The organism is Lysinibacillus sp. JK80 (genome assembly GCF_027557635.1).
Taxonomy (GTDB): domain Bacteria; phylum Bacillota; class Bacilli; order Bacillales_A; family Planococcaceae; genus Lysinibacillus; species Lysinibacillus capsici.
Genome location: NZ_CP058997.1, coordinates 2,870,111 through 2,894,527, shown reverse-complemented (window position 1 = coordinate 2,894,527; position 24,417 = coordinate 2,870,111). Strand labels below are relative to the sequence as shown.

General features: G+C 36.7%; 19 protein-coding genes. 12 read left to right on the top strand and 7 right to left on the bottom strand.

Going from position 1 to position 24,417, the window contains the following annotated elements; translation table 11 throughout:
- Positions 1 to 2 precede the first annotated feature (2 nt).
- The 5 genes from HXV90_RS14510 (at position 3) to HXV90_RS14490 (ending at position 4,962) form a co-directional block, all read left to right on the top strand.
- The gene (locus HXV90_RS14510) at positions 3 to 1,337 is read left to right on the top strand and encodes an FAD-dependent oxidoreductase (RefSeq protein WP_269897494.1); all 1,335 of its coding nucleotides are present in this window, start codon (positions 3 to 5) and stop codon (positions 1,335 to 1,337) included.
- 14 nt (positions 1,338 to 1,351) lie between these two features.
- The gene (locus HXV90_RS14505) at positions 1,352 to 1,828 is read left to right on the top strand and encodes a glutathione peroxidase (protein ID WP_048390772.1); all 477 of its coding nucleotides are present in this window, start codon (positions 1,352 to 1,354) and stop codon (positions 1,826 to 1,828) included.
- A 150-nt stretch (positions 1,829 to 1,978) separates the two neighbouring features.
- On the top strand, positions 1,979 to 2,746 hold the full coding sequence (locus tag HXV90_RS14500) for an ABC transporter ATP-binding protein (protein WP_269897493.1): 768 nt from the start codon (positions 1,979 to 1,981) through the stop codon (positions 2,744 to 2,746).
- Positions 2,733 to 4,601: an ABC transporter permease gene (locus HXV90_RS14495; RefSeq protein WP_269897492.1), complete on the top strand. Its 1,869-nt coding sequence runs from the start codon at positions 2,733 to 2,735 to the stop codon at positions 4,599 to 4,601. The genes HXV90_RS14500 and HXV90_RS14495 overlap by 14 nt, the downstream gene beginning before the upstream one ends.
- Position 4,602: 1 nt before the next feature.
- A complete protein-coding gene (locus tag HXV90_RS14490) occupies positions 4,603 to 4,962 on the top strand; it encodes a YxeA family protein (RefSeq protein ID WP_004233888.1) in 360 nt (119 codons plus the stop codon).
- Between the two features lie 105 nt (positions 4,963 to 5,067).
- On the opposite strand, the gene HXV90_RS14485 is transcribed toward HXV90_RS14490, so the two are convergent.
- The gene (locus HXV90_RS14485; protein ID WP_112117060.1) at positions 5,068 to 6,453 is read right to left on the bottom strand and encodes a sensor histidine kinase; all 1,386 of its coding nucleotides are present in this window, start codon (positions 6,451 to 6,453) and stop codon (positions 5,068 to 5,070) included.
- Positions 6,450 to 7,172 (bottom strand): response regulator transcription factor, encoded by a 723-nt coding sequence (locus tag HXV90_RS14480; protein ID WP_048390763.1) that lies wholly within the window; start codon positions 7,170 to 7,172, stop codon positions 6,450 to 6,452. Before HXV90_RS14480 ends, HXV90_RS14485 begins: the two co-directional genes overlap by 4 nt.
- Before the next feature lie 215 nt (positions 7,173 to 7,387).
- Between HXV90_RS14480 and HXV90_RS14475 the strand changes: the two genes are divergently transcribed.
- From HXV90_RS14475 to HXV90_RS14460, 4 genes are all read left to right on the top strand, one after another.
- Positions 7,388 to 8,002, top strand: a complete 615-nt coding sequence (locus HXV90_RS14475) for a PH domain-containing protein (RefSeq protein WP_269897491.1) — start codon at positions 7,388 to 7,390, stop codon at positions 8,000 to 8,002.
- An 84-nt stretch (positions 8,003 to 8,086) separates the two neighbouring features.
- Complete coding sequence (locus HXV90_RS14470; RefSeq protein ID WP_269897490.1) at positions 8,087 to 9,445, top strand: acetamidase/formamidase family protein; 1,359 nt, start codon at positions 8,087 to 8,089, stop codon at positions 9,443 to 9,445.
- 198 nt (positions 9,446 to 9,643) lie between these two features.
- Positions 9,644 to 10,198 (top strand): HPP family protein, encoded by a 555-nt coding sequence (locus HXV90_RS14465; RefSeq protein WP_048390759.1) that lies wholly within the window; start codon positions 9,644 to 9,646, stop codon positions 10,196 to 10,198.
- 228 nt (positions 10,199 to 10,426) lie between these two features.
- Positions 10,427 to 11,872, top strand: coding sequence for a hypothetical protein (locus tag HXV90_RS14460; protein WP_269897489.1), 1,446 nt, complete (start codon positions 10,427 to 10,429; stop codon positions 11,870 to 11,872).
- 38 nt (positions 11,873 to 11,910) lie between these two features.
- On the opposite strand, the gene HXV90_RS14455 is transcribed toward HXV90_RS14460, so the two are convergent.
- Positions 11,911 to 13,095 (bottom strand): CaiB/BaiF CoA transferase family protein, encoded by a 1,185-nt coding sequence (locus HXV90_RS14455; RefSeq protein WP_048390754.1) that lies wholly within the window; start codon positions 13,093 to 13,095, stop codon positions 11,911 to 11,913.
- A 506-nt stretch (positions 13,096 to 13,601) separates the two neighbouring features.
- On the opposite strand from HXV90_RS14455, the gene HXV90_RS14450 reads away from it, so the two are divergent.
- On the top strand, positions 13,602 to 15,170 hold the full coding sequence (locus HXV90_RS14450) for a sensor domain-containing diguanylate cyclase (protein WP_112117063.1): 1,569 nt from the start codon (positions 13,602 to 13,604) through the stop codon (positions 15,168 to 15,170).
- A 354-nt stretch (positions 15,171 to 15,524) separates the two neighbouring features.
- Here the strand turns inward: HXV90_RS14450 and HXV90_RS14445 are convergent, their stop codons facing one another.
- Complete coding sequence (locus tag HXV90_RS14445; protein WP_269897488.1) at positions 15,525 to 15,881, bottom strand: winged helix-turn-helix transcriptional regulator; 357 nt, start codon at positions 15,879 to 15,881, stop codon at positions 15,525 to 15,527.
- Between the two features lie 125 nt (positions 15,882 to 16,006).
- On the opposite strand from HXV90_RS14445, the gene HXV90_RS14440 reads away from it, so the two are divergent.
- Both HXV90_RS14440 and HXV90_RS14435 read left to right on the top strand, forming a co-directional pair.
- Complete coding sequence (locus tag HXV90_RS14440) at positions 16,007 to 16,633, top strand: nitroreductase family protein (protein WP_103117294.1); 627 nt, start codon at positions 16,007 to 16,009, stop codon at positions 16,631 to 16,633.
- Between the two features lie 307 nt (positions 16,634 to 16,940).
- On the top strand, positions 16,941 to 21,299 hold the full coding sequence (locus HXV90_RS14435) for an S-layer homology domain-containing protein (protein ID WP_269897487.1): 4,359 nt from the start codon (positions 16,941 to 16,943) through the stop codon (positions 21,297 to 21,299).
- Positions 21,300 to 21,362: 63 nt separating this feature from the next.
- On the opposite strand, the gene HXV90_RS14430 is transcribed toward HXV90_RS14435, so the two are convergent.
- Genes HXV90_RS14430 through HXV90_RS14420 form a run of 3 tightly spaced genes read right to left on the bottom strand, consistent with a single transcriptional unit; the run spans position 21,363 to position 24,400 of the window.
- Positions 21,363 to 22,175 carry an alpha/beta hydrolase gene (locus tag HXV90_RS14430; protein ID WP_269897486.1) on the bottom strand — a complete coding sequence of 271 codons (813 nt, stop codon included), beginning with the start codon at positions 22,173 to 22,175 and terminating at the stop codon, positions 21,363 to 21,365.
- Positions 22,172 to 23,170: an ABC transporter substrate-binding protein gene (locus HXV90_RS14425; protein ID WP_048390746.1), complete on the bottom strand. Its 999-nt coding sequence runs from the start codon at positions 23,168 to 23,170 to the stop codon at positions 22,172 to 22,174. Before HXV90_RS14425 ends, HXV90_RS14430 begins: the two co-directional genes overlap by 4 nt.
- 45 nt (positions 23,171 to 23,215) lie before the next feature.
- Positions 23,216 to 24,400: a helix-turn-helix domain-containing protein gene (locus HXV90_RS14420; RefSeq protein WP_269897485.1), complete on the bottom strand. Its 1,185-nt coding sequence runs from the start codon at positions 24,398 to 24,400 to the stop codon at positions 23,216 to 23,218.
- Positions 24,401 to 24,417 lie beyond the last annotated feature (17 nt).

Here is a 24,417-nt window from a genome sequence, read left to right as displayed (position 1 = left end):
GAATGAAATACGTCATCATTGGTGGAGATGCTGCAGGTATGTCTGCAGCAATGGAAATCTATCGGAATGTTCCAGGAGCAGAAATAACTACTTTAGAACGTGGTTTTATTTATTCATATGGGCAATGTGGATTGCCTTATGTTGTAGATGGTCGTATTTCATCAACCAAACGTTTAATTGCAAGAGATGTCGAAACTTTTCGAGATAAGTATGGCATTGATGCAAGAGTTGGCTATGAGGTAGAGAATGTAAACATAGAGAAGAAGGTTATTACAGGTACACAAGCAAGTGGTGATAAATTTGAGATTACCTACGATAAACTTCTTATTGCAACGGGGGCTAGTCCAGTCATGCCTGTGAAAAGGGGGAATGAGCTAGATGGTATCCATACGGTAAAAACAATTCCTCAACTGGAAGATTTGATGGCAGATTTAACACCAGAGATTGAGCAGGTAACAATCATAGGTGGTGGCTATATTGGTTTAGAAATGGCTGAAACCATACATGCCTGTGGGAAAAAGGTAAGGCTTATTCAGCGCGGAAGTCATGTGGCCCGTATTTTAGATGAAGAACTTGCTCAGCATGTTCATGAGGAAGCGAAAAAGAACGATGTAGAGCTGTTATTAAATACGAGCGTCGAAGCTTTTGAAGGAAATAAACGAGTGGAACGTGTTATTACAGATAACGGCGTTTTAGAGACGGATTTAGTCATTGTCGCTTCAGGCATAAAACCAAATACACAGTTTTTAAAGAATACTGGGATTGCACTTGCAAAAAATGGAGCGATCATTGTAAATCGCCATTTAGAGACTTCCCTTGAAAATATTTATGCAGCTGGCGATTGTGCAACTCACTTTAATATTGTGAAAGAACGTTTAGATTATATACCTTTAGGAACGACTGCTAATAAGCAAGGTCGTTTAGCAGGTCTCAACATGTCAGGCAAATTTGCTCCGTTTAGAGGAATTGTGGGCACTTCTATTTTAAAATTTTTCAATTTAACTATTGCTACAACAGGTATTAATGAGCGCGATGCTAAAGAGCTTGGTTTTGACTATGAGGCATTTAAATTATCTGCACGCCATATAGCCGGCTATTATCCAGGTGCACAACGTATGTTTATAAAAGTGGTCGTTCGCAAGCGTGATCAATTGTTATTGGGTGCACAAATCGTGGGACCAGCGGGAGTTGATAAGCGTATCGATGTGTTTGCGACAGCATTATATAGTAAAATGACCTTACCTGATTTGCTAGATTTAGATTTGGCCTATGCACCACCATTCAACGGTGTTTGGGACCCTTTACAGCAGGTGGCAAGAATGAATGGACGTTTATAATAGGAGGTAGAGAGATGAGCATTTATGATATTAATGTAACTTTAGAAGATGGTACTATCTATAGCCTTGAACGTTATAAAGGAAAGCCGATGCTAATTGTTAATACAGCTTCCAAATGTGGCTTTACACCACAATTTGAAGAATTAGAAGGTCTCTATGAAAAATATCAGGAGCAAGGTCTGGTTGTACTTGGTTTTCCATCAAATCAATTTAAACAAGAGCTAGCGTCAGCTGAAGAAGCGGCTTCCCAATGTCGACTAACATATGGAGTGACGTTCCCGATGCATGAGATCGTGAAGGTGAATGGTAAAGAAGCACATCCTATTTTCGATTATCTTACTTCCCATTCCAAAGGATTTTTAGGCAATAGTGTTAAATGGAACTTTACAAAATTCCTAGTAAACCGTAATGGAGAGGTTGTTGGACGATACGCCTCAGCAGATAAGCCAAGTAGCTTTGAGGAAGATATTCAAAAAGTATTAGCACAATAGATTAGAAAAGATTCATGCACAGTTTGTGTATGAATTTTTTTTGTCTACAAATTTCAAAAAGCAGATGATTTAAGGTTGTTGTAAGCTTGCGACAAATTTGCTGTAAGTTTGAGGTCGTATACTAAAGTCAGAAAGAAGAGGTGAGCGTATATGACGCCATTATTAAAGGTACAAAACGTTGGGAAAAATTACGGCAAAGGCGCAAATACTTTTACAGCGCTATCGAATATATCATTTGAAGTAGAAAAGGGAGAGTTTGTTGGGGTAATGGGTCCTTCTGGGGCTGGAAAATCTACGCTTCTTAATGTATTAGCAACGATTGATACGCCAACAACTGGTGAAATTATTATTGAAGACACTAATTTGGCACGTATGAAGGATGCTGAATTAGCGGATTTTCGTCGAGATAATTTAGGGTTTATTTTCCAGGATTATAACTTGCTCGATTCTTTAACAGTGCGAGAAAATATTGTTTTACCACTAGCGATTGCAAAAATGCCGACAAAGGCTATTAATGCAAGAGTTGATCGAATTGCTGCATTGTTTGGAATTAGTGATTTATTAAACAAATATCCTTATCAAATTTCAGGTGGGCAAAAGCAGCGTACAGCCTCGTCGCGAGCATTAGTGACAGAACCAAAACTAATTTTTGCCGATGAGCCTACAGGTGCGCTAGATTCAAAATCTGCAACCGATTTATTAGAAAGCTTAAGTGATTTAAACCAATCTCAAGCCGCAACGATTATGATGGTTACACATGATGCCTTTGCAGCTAGCTTCTGCCAGCGCATTCTATTTATTCAGGATGGACAGCTATCTAAGGAAATTCAACGTGGGACTGTAACGAGGAAGCAATTTTTCCAAGAGATCTTGCAGGTGCTATCTAGCATCGGGGGTGGAGTAAATGACGTTATTTAGTTTAGCGCGTAAAAATATTCAACGCAATTTATCGAATTACTTTTTATATATTGCCTCAATGGTATTTAGTATCGTTATTTACTTTACGTTTGTGACGCTCAAATATAATGATGATCTTTCAGCCTTAAAGCAATCGTCACAACAAATTAAAGGATTGATGAGTGCCTCGTCAGTCGTACTTCTGTTCTTCATTATCATCTTTATGGCCTATTCCAACTCGTTTTTTATGAAGAAGCGGAAAAAGGAAGTAGCCCTTTACTCGTTACTAGGTGTACGTAAGCAAAAAATTGGCTTAATGCTCTTTTTTGAAAATTTAGTCATAGGGCTTGTCTCTCTTGTGTTTGGTATCCTTCTAGGTTTCTTTATGTCCCAAGGGCTATTAATGATACTAGTACGCTTAATGGGCTATGAAGTGGTTGGTAGCCTGACATTTTCAATGGAGGCACTAATTAATACAACGGGCATTTTTACACTACTGTTTTTATTCACATCCTTACAAGGTTACCGTGTGATTTATCAATTTAAACTAATTGATTTATTCCATGCAGACAAACAGGGAGAGCAAATTCCACGTGCATCATTAGTAGCTGCTTTACTTGGCACTGTACTTATTGCATTTGGTTATTATACAGCTGCCTCTGATATGTTTACGAGTGAAATATGGAGATTCTTTACGGTTTTAGGTACGCCATTAATGGTTATAGGGGTAACAATTGCAGGGACATACCTTCTATTCCATAGTGTGAGTGTCTTTGTATTAACAGCATTAAAGAAAGCAACATCATGGTCCTGGAAGGGTTTAAATTTAATCGGTGTTTCTCAGCTATTGTATCGTATTCGAGCCAATGCCAAATCGTTGTCAATCATTGCAATTTTAAGTGCCACTACGATTACAGCAGGTGGCGGTGTCTTCGGTATGTATTATAATGCAGAAGCTTCTGTACGTCAGATGCTGCCAAACACATTTATGTGGAAAGGCGAGACAGTAGAATTTTCACAACAGGATGTCTTATATAATGAAGCACTGGCTGTGAAAAATTTACGTGTGGATAATGAATTCTCATTTTTCGAATATACATTACTTAAGGAATCGGACTATAATCGCTTAGCGAAATTACAAGGCAAGGATAAAGAGCTACACATTGCAGAGGGTTCTACGGTTTTACTGGATGCAGCCTACGATGAACGATTTTCACATAATTTTACAGGTGAGGACTTTAAGCTACAAAACGGAGACTCCTTCCATGTAGAAAAGATGTACACGGAAAGCGTGTTAAACTTTATAGCAGCTGGAACAGTTCTCGTTGTGAATGATCAAGAGTTTAAAGCTACTGATGCCGATGAGATTATGATGCAGGTTGTTGGATTGGACAATGATTTGAAACAACAGGACGTGTCGAAAGACATTTACCAGCAGTTGTCTTCTGAACAACAAGAATCATTTTCTAGTGTACCGCAAAGCTATGAGGATAGTTTAGCAACAGTTGGTGCCCTATTGTTTGTGGGAAGCTTCCTAGGATTGGTCTTCCTAGCGGCAACAGGCAGTATTATCTACTTCAAAATTTTAACGGAAGCCGAAGAAGATCAGGCAAAATATGCTATTTTAAATAAAATTGGTGTAAATAGTAAGCAAATCTTAAAGACAGTAGCAGGACAGGTCGCTGTTATCTTTAGTGCGCCACTTATTGTGGGTATTGCACATAGTGTGTTTGCATTACTAGCATTTTCACAGCTATTTAACATGAATATTACAAAACCAGTCATCTTGTGGATGATTGCTTATTCAGCTATTTACTTTATTTATTATATCTTTACCGTTCGTTCGTTTTATAAAATAGTGAGACAGGGGAATTAATATGAAAAAAGTATTTTTCGGAATAGGTGCATTGTTTATCTTATTCGTAGCAGGGTTAATTGTATTGATGACTGTAGATTTTAACCGATTAAATAAAGATACCTACTATGTTCATATCACGGCTGATGGTGAGGTAGAGGAGTATAAAGCAGATAGTGGTGAAATCTTTAAAATGTATTGGTACGAGCTACCTACTTACGATAAAAATGGGGAAGAGAAAACATTAAAGTTTTCCGCTCATAAAAATTTACGCCAGGATGCTTATTTAAAGCTTTACGTGAAAAAGGAAACAGAAGTTACTTCATTTGATGAAGTGAAATTCCATGAATTACCTGCTAAAGTACAGGATCAAATGAAATAGCACAAAGAGGGAGTCTCAAATTTTGAGACTCCTTCTTTTCCACACGAAAGTTCAGTGCAAAGTATTTAGCGTTTAAATTCAACTGGTTAAATTTAGTTTATTTATTTAGTATTCCTTTTGTAGATCAATAATAACGCATGTACCTTTTCCTTTTTCCGAGGTGATGGTCACTGTTCCTCCATGGGCCTCAATGATATCTCTAGCAATAGCTGTACCTAAACCAGTCCCAGCAGTATTGTCCGTATTTGTGCCTCGGTAATAGCGTTCAAAAATATGTTCTAGATCCTCTGGGTCTATCCCCTTGCCATTATCAGAAATTGTAAGAGTATGCTCATCAACAGACAAATGGACAGATACATCGGGAGCATTATGAAGCAATGCATTGTGTAAAAAGTTCATGATAGCTCTGCGCATAAAATGTTCATCGATTAGATGAAGACTGTTCGCAGTTGTCGCCTCAAACGTTAGATTAGCCTGTTCATATTGTGGTGTATTTAATGTTTCAATCACTATCTCTCGAATAAAAGGCACCATGTTCACTTCATTTAGTGTAAGTGGAAGCTGTTGATGTCTTAAACGCATCGTTAAATTTAAGTCATCCAGTAGATTTTGCATATGCAATGATTGTTTTTCTATAATTTGTGCATACTCCATTTGCTCAGTATTTGTTATTTGTGCATCATTCAATAGTTCTGCATAACCTCGAATAGAGGCAAGTGGTGTTTTCATATCGTGTGAGACATTACTAATCCATTCTTCACGCATAATCTCTAGTCTCTTTCGCTCCTGTTCATGGGCTGCCAATTCTCGTGATACTTCATTTAAGTTTTCAAAAACCGGCTTGTAGACACCACCAGGAGACTTAATAGACGTATGATCATGATTCTTTAAATGATGAATGCGATCTATCATCGCATAAAGAGGTTTCGTTAATGTACGACCAAAAAGCCACCCTACTAATGTAGCTACTAACAAGTCCGCAATCACGATGAACAAGCCAAATTTCCCTATAAACTGTAAGAGTGATGTGCCAGAAACATGCGTAACAAACCTTGTAACACCGCTACCTTTAATACCGATTAAATAACTAATGGAATCCTTACTGCCAATATACACCGTAGTATCAGAATCGAATTCTTTATATTTATATACTTGAATTAAGTCGATAGGTGCATAGTGCAATGGTGCTTTATCTGGTGCAAAATGAGCATCAATCACTTGACCATTTTCATCAAGCAATTGTATCCACGCATTTCTTTGATGCAATTGTTCGATTCCTTCTGCACGTATGGAAGTTGCTCCATTTTTTATCTCGATATATTTTTGAAATTCCCGCACAAAGTGTTCTTCTTCTGTGGCAGAAACGCCTTCAGAGTCAGTTGCTAGCCGATAAGTAAGGAGTCCCATGAAGATAGCTGTATTGACGAAAATAACAATGATGACGATAGAAAGTACGGAAAGGAGAAAGCGAGCAGTTAATTTCCACTTCATTCTTGTGCCTCTTTTGGCATGACAAACTTATAGCCAAGTCCTTTTACAGTTGTGATATATAGAGGATTAGAGGCATCCTCCTCAATTTTTTCACGCAATCGGCGAATATGCACCATAACAGTGTTATCAGAACCGAAGAAATCCTCTCCCCATACACGTTCAAATAATGTTTCTTTACTTAAGATTCGATTGGGATTGTGCATAAAGCACGCCATTAATCCAATTTCCTTAGCTGTTAACTCCAATAATACGCCATTTTTATGGACTTCAGTTTCATCGGCATTCAACTGAAATGGCCCAATTTGGAGTGCTTTTTCAACAATATTCGTTATGGTATCTTGTGTTTGATAGCCAGCTCTACGTAATTGAGCCTTCACACGATAGGCTACTTCTTTCGGGCTAAAAGGTTTTGTAATATAATCGTCTCCGCCAATGGCTAGTCCTAAAATTTTATCAATTTCCTCATTTTTAGCAGACATAAAGAGCACAGGGACATGCGATACTTCACGGATACGTCTACATAAATCGTAGCCCTCACCATCGGGAAGCATGACATCTAGAAGTATAATATCGGGTGTTGTTTGTTGAAAGCTTGTCCAAGCATCGTGAATGGTACCAGCTGTATAAATTTGTTTGTAGCCCTCTTTTTGTAAGCTTACTTTTAGTAGATTCGCTAAATCTGCCTCATCATCCACTACTAAAATGGTTGGTTCTTGCACTTGTTCACACGACCTTTCGATTTGGAAGAATCTTTACTGACAATTATTATAAATGAAATGTATAGAAAAGAGGAAATGTTGGGTTGTATAGCTTAACCAGTAAATGCTTTTATTCTACAAGAGAAGAAGAACATTTTTTATATAAATCAATACATGGTGAAACCTTTACAGATTCTAAAGCGTAAAAAGAGTATTACAAATTAGGAGGAATGACGATGTTTAAAAAAATAGCAGCAGATGCTCTTGGACTTTCAGATATTGGTGTGGTTGTGCCAAGAGAGGACTATGATAAGACAGATGCAGATGATTTTATCTTACATGAAATTGATGAAAAAATTTACTTTTTAATTAAAACAAAGGCAGATGAGTATTGCTTTACAAATCGTGCGATTATTCATGTAGATGGCGAAAGTGCTATGAGCAAGAAACGATTACTGCGACGCTATGACTATTCAATGTATAATGTGACAGAAGTTTTTCTTGAAACAGCAGGAACAATCGACCTTGATGTCGAAATTAAGTTTACAATCGGCAATTCCCCACTATCCATCGACATTCATAAACGCTTCATTGATGACATTAAAGATTTATATAAAGCACTACATGCCATTAGCTATGAACAAAAGAACAATGCTTATAAGCTAGAAGTAGCGGAAAAAAGTTTAAACATAGCATCATCATCACTTGGTCGAATTGGCAATGACAATATATCTCCTGCGTCGTCATTCAAAGAAATTACAAGCTTTGCGAATACTTGGATGATCGATCATAAAGATAAGTATAAAAAAGAAGACTTCTCACATATTTTTGATTTATATATGAACAATTGATAAAAATAGCTCTCTGCAAGTGTAGAGAGCATTTTTAACATATAACGATATACATAAAAATTATTCTAGGAGCGTGATTAGAAAATGACAAACGACATGCATGTGCTAGAAAAAGAAGAGGTAGAAAGTGATGATTTTATACAGCAACCTCAAGCCGCTGAAACATTGTTCGTAAATGAGTTTATTGATGGTATTTTAGATCCATCACAGAAGATGTTAGGGCCGCTTAAGGATGGTGGAACGATTATTGCCAATACAACACCTGGATGTTGGGGACCCATGCTTACTCCTACTATTCGTGGAGGACATGAAGTAACGAAGCCCGTGTTTGTAGAAGGAGCAGAGGTGGGTGACGCCATTGTTATAAAAATTGAATCTATTCAGGTCACATCTCTTGCAACTTCGTCTGGCCATGATGAAGCAATTGTAGATCGATTCATTGGTGATCCGTTTGTTTCTGTAAAATGTCCAGGCTGTGGCAAGCTTCATCCAAGCACAGTTGTAAAAGGAATAGGCCCACATGCAATTCGATGTTCTACATGTGATACAGAAACGGCACCCTTTAAAATGACAAACGGCTATACGATGGCACTAGATCATAAAGGGCAAATGGGTGTAACTGTTGGACGAGAGGGTGCTAGACGAATTGCACTTGATGCTAAAAACTACATGAGAACACCTGAAAATTCTGTACAAAATCCTGTTGTTGCATTGGCTCCAAGCGACTTAGTAGGTGTATTGGCGAGAATGCGACCATTTTTAGGTCAGCTTGGGACAACCCCTTCTAAAGCGATGCCTGATTCACATAATGCAGGTGACTTTGGTTCATTTTTAATTGGAGCACCACATGAATATGCTTTTACTCAAGAAGAATTGGATTTACATCGTACCGATGGACATATGGATATCAGCCGAGTACGAGAAGGTGCGACTATTATTTGTCCAGTCAAGGTACCAGGCGGTGGTGTATATATTGGAGACATGCATGCTATGCAAGGGGACGGCGAGATTGCAGGACATACAACCGATGTAGCGGGTATTGTGCAGCTTCAAGTTAAGGTATTGAAGAAAGTAGCTTTGGAAGGCCCAATTTTACTACCAAATGTAGAAGACTTACCTTATACAGCAAAACCCTTTACCAAGGAAGAAAAACGTCGCGCACGTGAGCTAGCGGAGGAGTTTGGTGTTAAACAGGTAGAGGATGCATTCCCAGTGTCGGTGATTGGTTCTGGTAAAACGTTAAATGAGGCGACTGATAACGCGATTAGTCGAGCTGCGAAGCTATTTGAGATGAGCGAACCAGAGGTTTTAAATAGAGCAACTATCACAGGTTCCATTGAAATCGGACGCCATCCAGGGGTTGTCACAGCCACTTTCCAAGTACCTAAAACTGTATTGAAAAAGGTAAGAATATATAAAACTATTAAAAAACAATATGACTAATAATGATTTCTTGAAAAAGCAAACTTTTAAAAGTTTGCTTTTTTGTATGAGCTACAAGTCAGATAAGTAAATGTTTGTCTGAAATTTGAAGTTTGGATTGAAATCTATTGTTGTGTTGATATAATAGTTAAAGTTTAAAAATGAATAACAGGACCTTATATAAAACAGATGAGTATAGAAGAGAAAAGTTGGTGTCTAATGACAGAAATTATAGGTGTGGAAAACAAAATAGAGAAAAAGAATAGTATAAAACCTTTTATATTAAAAATGAGAGGAGGAGGTCATGCTCCATCTCGAACAAATTTCGCTGATGCCTTTACTGGAGCAATAGGAGGATTAATATGCATTTTTGTGTTGCTATGGTTAACTAACATTACCAATTCACCTTGGTTAATGGCATCATTAGGCGGTAGCTGCGTTCTTGTATTTGTCGTCTGGAATGCACCTTTGTCCCAGCCCCGAAATATAATTGGAGGTCATTTTATTTCGGCATTTATCGGTTTGGCCATGTATTCATTACTAGGCTCCAATATATTGTCTATTAGTCTTGGTGTCGGATTAACTATATTTTTTATGGCCTTTTTAGGTGTCATACATCCTCCAGCAGGCGCCAATCCTATAATTATTATTTTAGGAGGTTATGGTTGGAGTTATTTACTAACCCCTGTATTAATTGGAGCAGTCATAATTGTATTTTTCGGTTTGTTGATCAATAATTTACGAGAAAAAAGAAAATATCCGTTGTTTTGGTAAAGATGATATCCATCTATAAAGTGTGTTCACTTATATAGGTGGTTTTTTATATTGTTAACGTTTTTGCTATGCATACCCATATTTTTTTAGCATATGTTAGTTAAGATTTGTTATATTGAAGAAAGAGTGTAAAAATCATGTATTTGAATGATAGGGGAAGATCTTTGTTGGTAGAAATTGATGGGAGGATCCATTTTTATGCTGTTGGACTGTGATGAGCAATTATTCATGGCTTATAAACAAAAAAGTAAAAAGGGTGCTGAAAATATACTAGCAACTTGGCTGGAAGCAGAGTCAAATCTGCAAGAAGATCCAAAAATACTTGGTACTTCGCTTTCACCCAATCTATTTTTAGTAAACGAAGAAACGGCTAAGAATATTGCCTTTTCCACAGCACGTAAATATTGGGGTCATGTATCAACAGAAATGCAAATATATTTTGACAAATATGGTTTAGATTCAAAATTTGTGAATGAGCGTCTCAGTACTTTTTTCTATACTCAAAAAGGTAAAGATACTTTTTTTGAGCAGCTTTTTGCACAACATACAATAGACTTGGAACGATTAATTTGGTTAGTCTTTGGGAAACGAATGCAAATAGCTATGCCAGTTAATGAGCTACAATCAATTATTTTATATAAATTTCAAGATGAATATTTAGTGCATATGTTGTATAAAGAGCATGCATCTTTTTGGCATTGGCTTTTCACAAAAAAAGTTTATTCACTGCTTATCCACAAACCTTTAGAGCAATTCACATTTCTTTATGAAATAATGGGACATTTCGAGCATTCTGTGAGAGAAAATTGTGAACATGTGGATAACTTTGTGAATAACTATAAAGCGATACTGGATAAGTGTATAACTCATGTGGATAAGCATAATGCTAGCTGTTTGGCAAAGAAACAGTTACGTCTTTATCAAATTGTTACTCATTATTGCTTATCAGAAGGTGATTTTAATAGTGTCAAATCGTTTATTACCTCATTTGAAGCGGAATGGCGCTACTCGATGTATGCACTATCAGAGAAGGAAAAAGTGTTAATTGCCTATATTTTATTTCATATAGCAAATAGAGAACAGCAGAGTGAAAAGGTTATACATTATGGTGAATATTTATTAGAGGATGAACGAATAAATAATTATGCCATTGAAATATTACTAGAGTATAAAGAGCTATTACCAAATCGTAAACCAACACCACCTGCCATTATTAAAAATTATCAGTTAAATTATTTAGAAAATTTATATGCCATTCTACTAGAGCACTATGTAAAAATGGCACGTTATGAGGATGGCTTACTTTTATTAAAAGAGCATGTTTTAGCATCGAATAAAAAAATTAATTCTTCATTAGTACAAAAAAACTTTAGTAGTGAACAGCTTATTGCAATTGAAGCATATGTTCAACAGGATATAGCACTTCATGTGAATAACTCTCTACAACATATTGGTTTGTCTGTGGAAGAGTGGCGACGCAATTATCGTCAACCAAATGCACCATACTATGTTGTAGCACAAAGTGCCTCCCTGCATATGTTAAATATTTTAAGAGTTTTGTTTGTAACAGAGCAGTACGAGCTTTTTGAAAAGTTAATGGAGATTTACAAAAAATATCTACTAATAGATGATCATTTTGAAAACCTACGTATGTTTATTAGTGCGTATGTATAAAAAAGGTGTCTAATACATCACAGTATTAGACACCTTTTTTACTCTAAAACACCTTTTTCCTTCAAAGCCTTGATTTGTTCAGCATTAAAGCCCAGAGATAGTAAAACTTCCTCATTATGCTCGCCTAATTTAGCACCAACATGCTTGTATTCAGGCTGCGTACCATCAAATTTAAACGGAGAGGCAATTTGTTTTTGCATAGTGCCATCGCTTTTGGGTATAGTCACAATCATTTCTCGTGCCTTTAGCTGTGGATGCTCACATGCTTCAGGAAATGTTAGAACTGGCTCTACACAACCTTCAAAATCCTCGTTAAACACTTCAAGCCATTCTTCATATGTCTTGGACAAGAAGGCATCGTGAACAGCCTCTTTAAAACGAATTTGCGTATAGTAGGAGTCATTGAAGGTATTATCGATCAATTCGGGAATATCGAGTGCTTCACAGAGCAATTTGCGAAATTGAGGCTCTAAACTACCGACAGAGAAAAAGCGCCCATCCTTTGTTTTGTAAAAATCATAGTAACTGCCTCCATTTAAAATTTCTTGCTCTGGTTGTGGTACACGTCCACCTCCAATAAATGCTGCCCCATACATAGCATTAAGTGAAAAGACAGCATCTGTCATACTAATATCGATGAACTGTCCTTCTCCTGTTTTTTCACGATGAAGGGCAGCAGCAAGCACACCTATTGCTGCATGCATTGTCCCTCCAGCTATGTCTGCTAGTTGAACGCCCATGGAAACAGGCTTTTTATCCTTATGGCGGGAATAGTCGAGTAAGCCAGCTAAGGATAGATAGTTATTATCATGTCCTGGTCGATTACTATAAGGCCCTGTTTGTCCGTAGCCAGTAATCGCACAATAAATAACCTTAGGATTTATTTCTTTAAGCGCTTCATAGCCAATGCCAAGTCGCTGCATTACACCAGGTCGAAATCCTTCGATAATAACGTCATACTCCTGTACAAGTGATTTAACAATGTCGATAGCTTCTGGTGATTTTAAATTTAGCGTTATAGATTTTTTTGATCGATTTAAATGTTGATGGATATATGCCTCGTGATCATCGTCATAGGGAGGCATAATTCGTGTTAAATCAACCCGCTTTGAAGATTCAACATGGATGACATCTGCTCCTAAATCAGCAAATATCATTGTTGCCATTGGTCCTGGTAGTAATGCAGAAAAATCGAGAATTTTTAACCCCTTTAAAATGCCCAAATCTTCCAACCCCTTTTTGTGTAGGCTACACAACCATCTGTATGATGATGGCGAGTAGCGCTTTTCTCATAATCCCCATTGTGTGAAAAGCGTATTCTATATACTGTATTATTACAGTTTATTATATTTTAATGAGTATTATAACAGATTAAATCTTAACTTGCCTATGCTAATTTTTATTATAAAATAAACGCTTCAACTTTTATATGTCAGAATAACAATAAAAGTAAAAAAATTTAGAATTTAGATTTTCTATCAAATTTCAGATAATTAGCGTCAGCTGTTGCAATTTTTAATCTAAATAACTAAAATGTTGGAATTTTGTTTGCCAGATTCTATATGATACATCCACGTTTATTGATACAATCCTAGAGGTGTGTTGGATTCTTCTTACACAATTAATACATGTTACTTTTACCTATAGGAGTCTTTGCTTATAATAGGCACTAATTGTTTAAGAATCTCTCAAAATATACATATAAAAAAACATAAATAGGAGGGGAAAAATGAAATCGCACCGATTAAAATTAAAGCATCTTATAATGGGCGTAGCAATGGCAGCATTCTTTTTAACAAGCATAGGTAGTGTTTGGGGCGGCTATAGGATGAACATTGATTCCATTAAGGAAAATACGCTAGAAACGAATAGAGTTTATGCTCAAAAATTGGCCTCAACTGCTGATTCCTATCTAAATGAAGCTTTTCAAATCTTAGGATATAGCGCGGATCAGGTCAGGACGAAAATGGATGATGAACAAATATTAAATGATGAAACAGAGCGTTTGAGATTGCAAAATCAAATGTTCAATTCGGTGGTTATAACAAATGCAAAGGGACTTGTTTTATCTGTCTCTCCGCCATCTATAGAAATTAAAGGAGAGATTTTAACATCAATTGGCGCTAAAGAGGCATTAGCCAAAAAGACACCAATTATTTCTAAGCCATATGAGGCGATGACAGGGCGGCTCATCATTTTTATATCGCATCCTATTTTCTCGGAGTCCAATGAATATCTAGGAATGATTGCTGGCACTATTTATTTAAAGGAACCTAATGCCTTTAAAACCTTGTTGGGAGAACATTATAGTAAAGATGGTTCTTACGTATATGTAGTTGATTCAGATGGACGAGTTATCTATCATCAAGATCCAAGTCGTATTAATGACATTGTAACGAAAAATAAAGTCGTTCAAGCTGTTACATCAGGCAAGGATGGCGCCCAACTAGTTGAGAATACAAAAGGAGTGAAAATGCTAGCTGGCTATAGTGCAGTGGCATCGACAGGGTGGGGAGTTGTTGCGCAGAAACCTTTAGAAGTAGCATTAGCCCCTTCATTTGATCGTGTACAGGAGGTCATTATAAAATCTGTCCCTCTTATGTTTGTTTCGATTATCATTGTACTTTGGGCTGCAGCACGTATTGCGAATCCCTTACAACAACTAGCATCATTAACAGAAGAAAGTTTAGATAAGAAAAATGTAGAAGGTTTAAAATCTGTTAGTGGATGGTACTTTGAAGCCTATTCTTTGAAGAATGCATTGGTTCGAAGTTTATCGTTTCTACATGGACAGGTCTCCTTTTTCAAAGATCAATCTACTGTTGATCCACTGACGGGGATTACGAACCGACGTACAATGGATTCGATGCTTGCTGAATGGTTAGCAAGTAAGGTACCGCATGTCATTATTTTGTTAGATTTAGACCACTTTAAAAGTGTGAATGATACATATGGACATGCGGTAGGCGATAAAGTTTTACAATTTTTGGCTAGACAAATGGAATCAGTAGCTCGTGAAGGCGATGTATGTTGCCGGTACGGTGGCGAGGAATTTGTCATACTTCTGCCGAACACGACGATAGAGGAAGCCACACTAGTCGCAGAACAATTACGAAAAACTTTGGCCGATACGGTCAGTCCATGTGGTAGACCAATAACATTATCTGCAGGAATAGCTGCCTATCCAGCAATGGCACATACAACTGAAGCGCTAATTGAAGCGGCTGATGACGCACTTTACCTTGCGAAACAAGAAGGGCGAAATCAGGTAAAAGTTGGAGTCTCAAAAAAGGAATAAAAAAATATAACAAAAGAGCTTACAACCCTAATTTTTGGGGTAATGATTAATGCAAACATCATTTGGGCAAGCTGTATATAAGTCATCAGCCACATGACTTTTAAATTATGTTCAAATGATATGTAACTCGGGCCACATCTCTTGATCGACTTGACAAGACGTAAGGTTATCCCCCTTTCCCTTATGACACCCCAAGTACGACTAGATGTATGCCTATATATCGTCAAAAGCCAAGCGAGCACCGATGCTCCTTGGCTTTTTTACATTTTGTGGGATATTCTAACAAAGTGACAAGCTGTGGTTTTGATACGAATTATAGAAAGGTGATTAGTAATAAGAGCCTTGAAGGAAAACTTAGCTTTCCTTTTGATGACAATTAATTTGTTGCTCTTTGGCAATTCCCTTTAAACGTGCATAATCATTTCCCCATGTACACATTGTATTTAAAACGGGTATAAATGACTCTCCTAAGTCTGTTAAGCTATATTCTACTTTTGGTGGTACTTCTTTAAAAATTTCTCTCCGAACAAGTCCGTCTCTTTCTAACTGCTTCAATTGATCGGTTAGAACTTTTTGCGTAATTCCGGGTATTAATTCATAAAACTCTTTCGTCCTTACTGATTGTTGACTCAAGAAAAATAGTATTAAACCTTTCCATTTGCCACCTGCAATATCCATAAAAATATTGATTCCTGTATTATAGTTAACCATGTGCTTCCTCTCCTAAATAGGCACAAAAAAGTGGCTATACCACTTTTTTGTGCGTTATTTTCTTATTTATTATTGCTTACTATAATTAGAGGCGCAATACAATAAAAACTTAGGAGTTGTTCATAATGAATGTAAAAGATATTTTAGAAAAAAGACGTTCAGTTAGACATTATGATTCAAATTATAAAATTAGTTCAGAAACATTGACTGCCTTAGTTGAAAGTGCAAGTAAGTCGCCTAACGGGAATAATATTCAAGCAACGCGATACTTAATAATCGAGGATGCGAACTTAAGAAATTTATTACTACCTATAGCTTTTAATCAACAGCAAATAGTAGAAGCTTCAACGTTAATCGTCATGTTGGGCGACTATCAGGCATTTAACAAAGGTAATATTATTAAAATTCATGAGGAGGGGTACCAAGCAGGTTATTTTGATGAATCATTAAGAGACTATCTTGCGAATGCTGCAATAAATTATTATGAAAGTAAGACAAAAGAAGATCTAAAGTTAGAGTTAACTAGAGATGTAAGTCTTGCCTCAATGTCCTTAGTTTTGTTAGCGAATGAAGCTGGTTTTGACACAATTACGATGTCAGGCTACGATTCTAAGAAATTGAAAGAGATCTTAAATATTTCTGATAGGTATCTTGATGTTATGCTGATTGCTATTGGTAAAGGTATAAAAGCAGGTCATAAGACTGTTAGGCATAATGTAAACAAAGTAATTTATAAAAATGAAATAATTTAGTGTTTTTAAACTAACCGAACTTTTAAAAGTCCAAAATTAATATCTAATAAAGAGAAGCCAATTATGAATCTATCTTTAATGGCTTCTTTTTTATGTATTGCAAACTATGAATTTTTAAATATTCAGTGATGGAAAGCTTATGGACTCGCATAGTAAAGAAATCGTATTTTAGTCTCTAACTCTAGAAGAAATTTACCCTACTATTTTAGATTTATCTATGAAGGTTCACTAGTCTTTGGTCGATATAAAGGATATGAGCAAATGATATTTGTACGTATCAAAATACATAAACGAAAGGAAGAGTGGAATGGATAAATCTAAAATCCAAAAAGTAAATAAAGCCTTGATTGCAACAGTATTTGCTTCAAGTGGGATTGCTGCAGTAGTATCACCACCAAAAGCAGCAGCGGCTACTTCTCCCTTTACGGATATTAACCAATACTCGGATAATTATAATGAAATATTAAAACTATATTCTCAGGGCGTAATGAGCGGTTTTGCGGATAATACTTTCCGTCCTGATGTCAGTGTAACTCGTGGAGAGGCAGCGAAAATGCTGGCAACTGCGTTAAAATTGGATACAAAAAATATCCAAGATCCTTACTATAAGGATGTTCCAAAGGGCAATCAATATTATAAATACGTAGCGGCATTGCAAAATGCAGGTATTATGTCGGGCTATTCAAATGGCATGTTTATGCCGAATGAAGTGTTGACTAGAGGAGAACTAGCCAAAATGGTTGTAGTTGGATTCCATCTAGAGGTATCCCCTACGTACAATAATATTTTCAAAGATGTGAATAGCAAAACAAACAATGCCATCTATATTCAAACTTTAATCGATTTGAATATTACAAAGGGCACAACTCCTGTTACATTTTCTCCATTTGATCCTGTTACTCGCGGACAGTTTGCTTCGTTTGTAGTGGGTTCACAAGAGAAGAAAAATAATGAAACATCTTACAAAATCACAAATGTGGATGATGACGCAGTTTATATAAATGGCCAGTCATATACAATTCCAGAGAGTCTTGCTCATATTTTTAACGAATATAATGCTCCGGTGTTAAAAGGTGCATTCATTGAGGGGGATTTATCGAGTAAGGGAATTCGCTCCATTTCAAAATTGACCCTTAATGCAAGTGGGACAAGCACACGTTCTCTAGATTTTGATGGAAATTACGGTTCTTTTGGTGCAACGATTGTAGTAAATGGTAATTATATAGAATTCTCGAATATGACGCTGACAGGGACAATGTTTGTCAACGAAACCGTTCGCCCACCATTGCATTTAGGGGCTACTTACAATCTACCATTAGCTCTTGGTCGTGTGGCAAGTAACAATATTTCATTTATTAATTGGTCAAACCCAGATAACAATAAAGGCGATGATTCGTCAAATAACAATTCGAACGATCTTCAAAATTGGACAAAACCAAATACTGAAAATGATAAGCCATTTGTTAACTGGTCTAAAGAAAAAGAGGAAATGAAAAACGTTGAGAAGTACCTAGAATTTTATAACAGCAGTGTTTCTCGACTAGTAGTATCTCAAACAGGTACAAAAATTGAAACAAATACAAAACTACCACGTGTAGACATCATTGGAAATGTCCGAGAGTTTGAAATTCAAGGCAATATTGACACGTTAAATTTAAATACTGAAACAAAGCTTACAATTTATGGTTCAGGAAATATCGATTGGATTAATTACAATAGCTACACAGATCTAGAGCTGTATATTGATGGACGAATTGGCACATTATTTGTTGATAATTCATATGGCAAAATTGATATTGGAGATTATACGTATATTGATAAGGTCATCTTACCTAAGGATGGATCACCAAATAATATCTTCGACGATTTCCTCGATGATAAAGATAATATAGGCATTATTACTGATCCAGATGGCAAACCAATTGATAAAGAGGAAAATGAGAATCAAAATCCTGATGATAAAACAAAACCAATCATTAGTATTACGAATGTAAAAGTCCTAAATGGCAGCGAAATTCAAGCAGATTTCACTTCTGATGAAGTCGGTACGTACTATTATATTGTGCGTGAAAAGGGCGCAGAGGCACCAAATAAAAGTGAAATGGTTAACCGTCTCTCAAATAAGAACGTAGCACATGGAACTGCGGCAGCCATCAAAGGAACAAACTCAATTAAGGTTTCTAATTTAGGTGAGAAAAAAGAATATGTTATCTACATCATGGTTGTGGATGGCTCGAAAAATGCATCGGACATAGTTTCTCAAGAGTTCCAAATGAAAGATGCTTCACCACCAGTAGTGAAATCCCTCCAAGTTACGCCATTACATGGAGGAACACGTGCTGAATTTACTTTTACAGCCAGTGAACCAGGAGACTATTACTATTATATACGTAAGAAAACAACAGCAACTGATCCAACAACGGCTGACATCGTTGCTAACCCAACAGGAAAAGGCGAAGCAAAAGCTGGTGAACTAGGGATAGAAGGAAAGTTAACAGGTTTAGAGGCTGAAACAGAATATCAGCTTTATGTTGTTATGAAGGATAATTCAGGTAACTTCTCGATAGACCCTCCTGCAGTAAAAGATTTTAAAACTGGTGCGCTTGATAGTGTTCATCCATATGTAGAACAAGGAAAGTTAGTAAGGAAAAGCAATAATCAGTTTGAACTTACTGTTAGTGAAGCATTAGATCCAGAAAGTGCGAACGATATTAACAATTATTTATTAACGGGTACAGTTATTGTTAACGTAACTGGAGAAAAAGGAATCAAACCATCAGCTGTAGAGTATAAAGCAGGAGATAAAAAAGTTTTATTAACAATACCATCTGATACGGGGTTTGTTAATGGTGATACGTTGCGTGTTACAGTATTACCAGGTGTTAAAGATTTAGCGAATAATGCGTTTGAAAATACGGGCACAGTGAAGCCAGGTGACCCGGTTCGTAACTATGCTGAGTATAGACACGAAGATACTGTAATGCCTGTTATAACAATTGAAAATACAATTAATAAAGCAGATGAATCTGATGGTTTCCGACGTGCAGAGATTGAATTTAAGCCAAATAAGGCCGGGACGTATTATTATATGATTCTTCCCAATACAGTAATAGATAATGGCGAAACGAAGACCTTCCAACAATATTTAACAGATCATAAAATTACTGAACGAGATTTCATTAATGAATTTGCAGGTGACACTGGTAAATCTGGTTATTTCCAAATTGGTGGAAAAGATATATATATTCAACGTGGCTCAGGGACAGCAGATTTAGAAACAGCTACACAAAAATTCCCTGTATCTGTGGAACAAAATAAACTCGATCCGTTTAATAGCTATTCTATTTATATGGTACTAAGAGATCGTGGAGGAGAACTTTCTAAAATCGCAGGTCCTAAGACAGTATTCGAAGATACTAAGGCACCTTTAATTCGTAATTTAGAGATTAAGCCAAAAGAGAATGATGATACAAAAGCAACTATTAGCTTTGAGACAAATGAAACAGCAAAAGTTCATTACTGGTTTGTGGAAAAAAGAATTAAAGATAAGGATGGTATATTAATTGATAATCCTGATGCTAATTTAACCGCTCCAGCAGATGAAAAATATTTAGAAACAAAACTCAAAAGTAGTCCATCTGTTGAAAAGATTGGAAAAGGTCTGTCAGGGACGGTTGATGCCAGAGGCGTTACTTTAAAGCCACATACTGAATATGTGGTTTATGTTGGAGCAGAGGACACACCTGGAAACTTTACAATTTATAAAGCTAATGTTCCATATAATGATCACGATAGAACTTCAACAGGATTAATGAAACAAGATTTCTACTCTGATGGAACACCACCAAGCATTGGCATGGTTTCCCCATTGGATAACAAATATTATCCAGGTCTTATTTATCGTAACAGCGACGATACATTTACCATTACTTTTAGTGAAACAATTATGCGTGATGAAAATGGTAAGTCTAAACTTGTAAGTACAGGTGATACAGTTGTTGTTAATTTGGCAGATATTATGACGATTACGACAAAAGATTCCAATGGTAATGAGATTGATGTGACAGCTAAATATGCCCCTGTTACTTATACTACTGGAACAGATACAACGAAAGCTAGTAAGCTCATTATTAAATCGAAAACATCTAATGACGCAAATCAAACAATAACAGTTACAATGAAAGATAGTACTCGAGACTTTGTGATTCCAGGCTATGAAGGCCATAAGTTCGTTGATAAGGCACAATACTTATACAGAACATTGGATGCGAAGTTTATGGAAATTAAACTCGGCTACCTGAATACATCGGGTGACGATAGAAAAGTTCAAGCGACATTTGATTTACTAGGTTCTGCTCAACAATTCTATGAGAATGGCGAATCACTGAAGTACTATTATTTATCCGATACTGCAGGAACAAATGAAACAGTTATTGCTAATAGAACACCTTCACAAGTGATTCAAGCGGTTGTACATGGTACAGACAGTTCTTTAGCAAAGGGAACAGGAACAGTTGCTACTAATGTTGCTCGTGTTACAAAAGAACTAACACATCCAGCCAAATTCTTCAACGGAGACTGGGTGACAATTGTATTAGAAGACAAGTATGGTAATTTCCATAAGTTCTATGCAAAGGTTGGTTATAAAGACCCTTCAATACAATAATTATTAAAAAACCAAGTAGATTTATACAAGTCTACTTGGTTTTTGTTTATTATTAATTTCACTTTATTTCCTTGAGTTAGAATCCAAAAACCGTGGAAGGCGGCCAAGCATACAAGGTAGGACACTCACATGGTCCTCCTCATCAAACTTCACATAATTAGTATGAATGTTTTGGTCGCTTAAACGCTTCAGTCGTTCAGCCGCTAGATCAGCTCCCTCTAACATATCTGGCAACTCGTTAGCACCGATTGTGAGTAAGAGATTAATAGCATGCTGACCGTTCCAATCATCAAAACATCTGTCTATAACTTTTAATACTGCATTGTCAGCCCACCAAACAGAGGGACTGCCAGCTACAATATGGCTGAATAAGTGAGGTTTTGCACATAAAGCATATAGTGTGAAAAGACCGCCTAAGGAATGACCAACAATCGCTTGCTTCTTTTTATTGATAGGCCATTCCTTTGCTATAGCAGGCATGAGCTCATGTTCAATAAAATCTAAGAACTCATTAGCTTTGCCATTTGGAGGCCAAGGCGTTCCATCTGGACGTGGTGGCAGATGTTCTTTGGTAACAGGTAGTGTAAAATCGAGACAGCGTCGCTCCATATCAAAAGGTTCCTTTGAGGGATAACCGATGCCAATAACAAGAATAGGATCATAGCCTTTTGGTTTACGTGTTTGTAATTTCACTGCCTCTGCAAGTGTTGGAAAAAGGGCGTCCCCATCTAAGGCGTATATGACAGTATAACCATCTGCTGGTGGTTCATCTGTTGGGCTTGCAATTAAAATGCGATAATCTAGCTGTTGACGAGATGTCATGGCAATTTCAAAGTAGTTTTCTGATGTATAAGGTTTCTTTGTCATTGTTATCATGGCGCTAAAAACTCCAATACATCTTCTATCACTTTTCCTTGAGCATGAATACCGCCATTTAGCCAGTAATCCGCGGATGTCTCAAATACTTGATTGTTTTTGAAGGCTGCTGTACTTTGCCAAATTTTACTGTTCTTCAACTCATTTAAAAATTCATCCCCAAGATTACCATCATTGATTAGGAAAATATAATCGGCATCCAGTTCAGGTAGAATCTCCAATGATACTTCGAAGGCACCATTTTTCACGTAGCTGCTTTGTTCAAATCCTAATTCATGTGTTAAGACATACCCACTAAAATACTCATCTGTCATGAAAAACATACCTTTTGCATTAAAGCGAATTAACGCAATTTTTTTACCCTCTGTTATAGAGGATAGCTTTGTTTTTGCTACATCTACTTTTTCTTGATAATCCTGTATGGCTTGCTCAGCCTTGTCTGTTTCATCAAGCAGTTGCCCTAAAACTTTAATAGAGCCTTCTAAATCACTTGCAGCATTATTAAAAACATAGGTTGGTGCGATTTTTGCATATTTTTCATAGGTGCCATTTTCCACATAAAATGAATTGTGCAAAATAATTAAGTCTGGTTTATCTGCCATAATGGCTTCGGCTGATGGGGGACCGCTTGCAAAGCTAATTTCTGGTATACCCTGTAGCTGATCTTGTAAATAAAGCTGTGGCTTAACACCATTAGACCATTGCATAGTAGGCTTGATACCAAGAGCTAGTAAAGAATCCTCCATGACAGGTGCAAAAATTTTAGTAGGCTTAGCTGGTAGTGTTACCTCATTACCAACCTCATCTTTTAGTGTTAATGGATAAATACTTTGCTCCTTTGTACTTTCTGAGGATGCCTGCAATTCTACCTGTTCCACTTTATTGCTTGATTGGGTATTGCAGGCGGAAAGTATGCCGATAGTAAGCAAAAACATCGCTGATAAATAGGCAGATTTTATAATTGTATGACATTGAATAGGACAATTTTGTTTCATTGTTCATCAAAGTCTCCTTCCAGTGATAATCATTCTCAAATGGAATTATAAATCACTGTCTGATACGTTACCATGGACGGGGACAGGAAAAGGATTTGGATTTTTTCCGGTTAGCATAAGTAACATTTCATCTACCATTCGGTTTATAGCAATAGCTGAGTATTCGAACCAAGGATTCGAAGGTAAAACATAGACATGTCCATTTTTTACAGCACGGAGCTCTTTCCAACGATCAAGGTATTGTAGAGTAAGCCAATAATTTCGGGTTGGTGAATCGGGACAAATGATAAATAGCAAACGGTCAGGGTCTATATTTACTAGCTGATCAAGTGTAATATGCTCATTATATGTTTGTTGGTGAGTAACGACAGAGCGAAGCTGTAAATCTGTATACAGTACATCCTGAATCCCTTTATTACAATACATAAATAATTGATCACCGCATAAACGAAGAACAGCAAACGTATCATTTTCAGCAACTTGATTAATTTCTAATCTCGCCTGTAATACCTTTTGTTCATATGTTTGAATGAAGTGCTCACCTACGCTTTGCTTTTTAACAGCTACAGCTATTTCTCTCAGCTGTGTTCGCCAATCCTTCGCGTGTATAAAGACACTTTTGATGCCAATAGTTTGAAGCCAATTAAGCATGGAGAGGGAGGGTTCCTCTTGAAAAATATGAATATCTGGCTTAGCGGAGGCTAATTTTTTGAAGTTATCCTCTGATTCTGTATCAAATATATTAACATGCACGGGAATTTTCTCTTGATAATGATTGTAATAATAAGGACTCCATTTAGCATTCAGCGGAGCCGCAACTGGTATGATACCAAGCGCTAATAAATTTCCAGTAGCGGAGACGGAAAAAGTAGAAATACGCTGGCGAGCCATCTCACTATAAGCAGAAGGTGAAATCCCAACTTCCTTTTTAAATTTTCGGCTAAAATAAAATTCGTCACTGTAACCTACTTTTCTAGCAATCTCACGAAGTAATAAATCGGTATCACGCAGTAATTGCTTGGCATGTCCGATACGTAGCGCCGTTAAATAATCTGTGGCACTTTGACCGAATGCCTTTTTAAATGCCTCTCCAAAGTAACTGGAACTCAGACCCGAAATGAGTGCTAGATGTTTAATCGTGAGAGGTTGATGATGGTTTTTAGCAATATAATCTCGAATATCCTTTAATGATATTTGAGTTGTCGTATCTGTTATACTTCCCTTTTTCATATAAATGTCACCCCTTA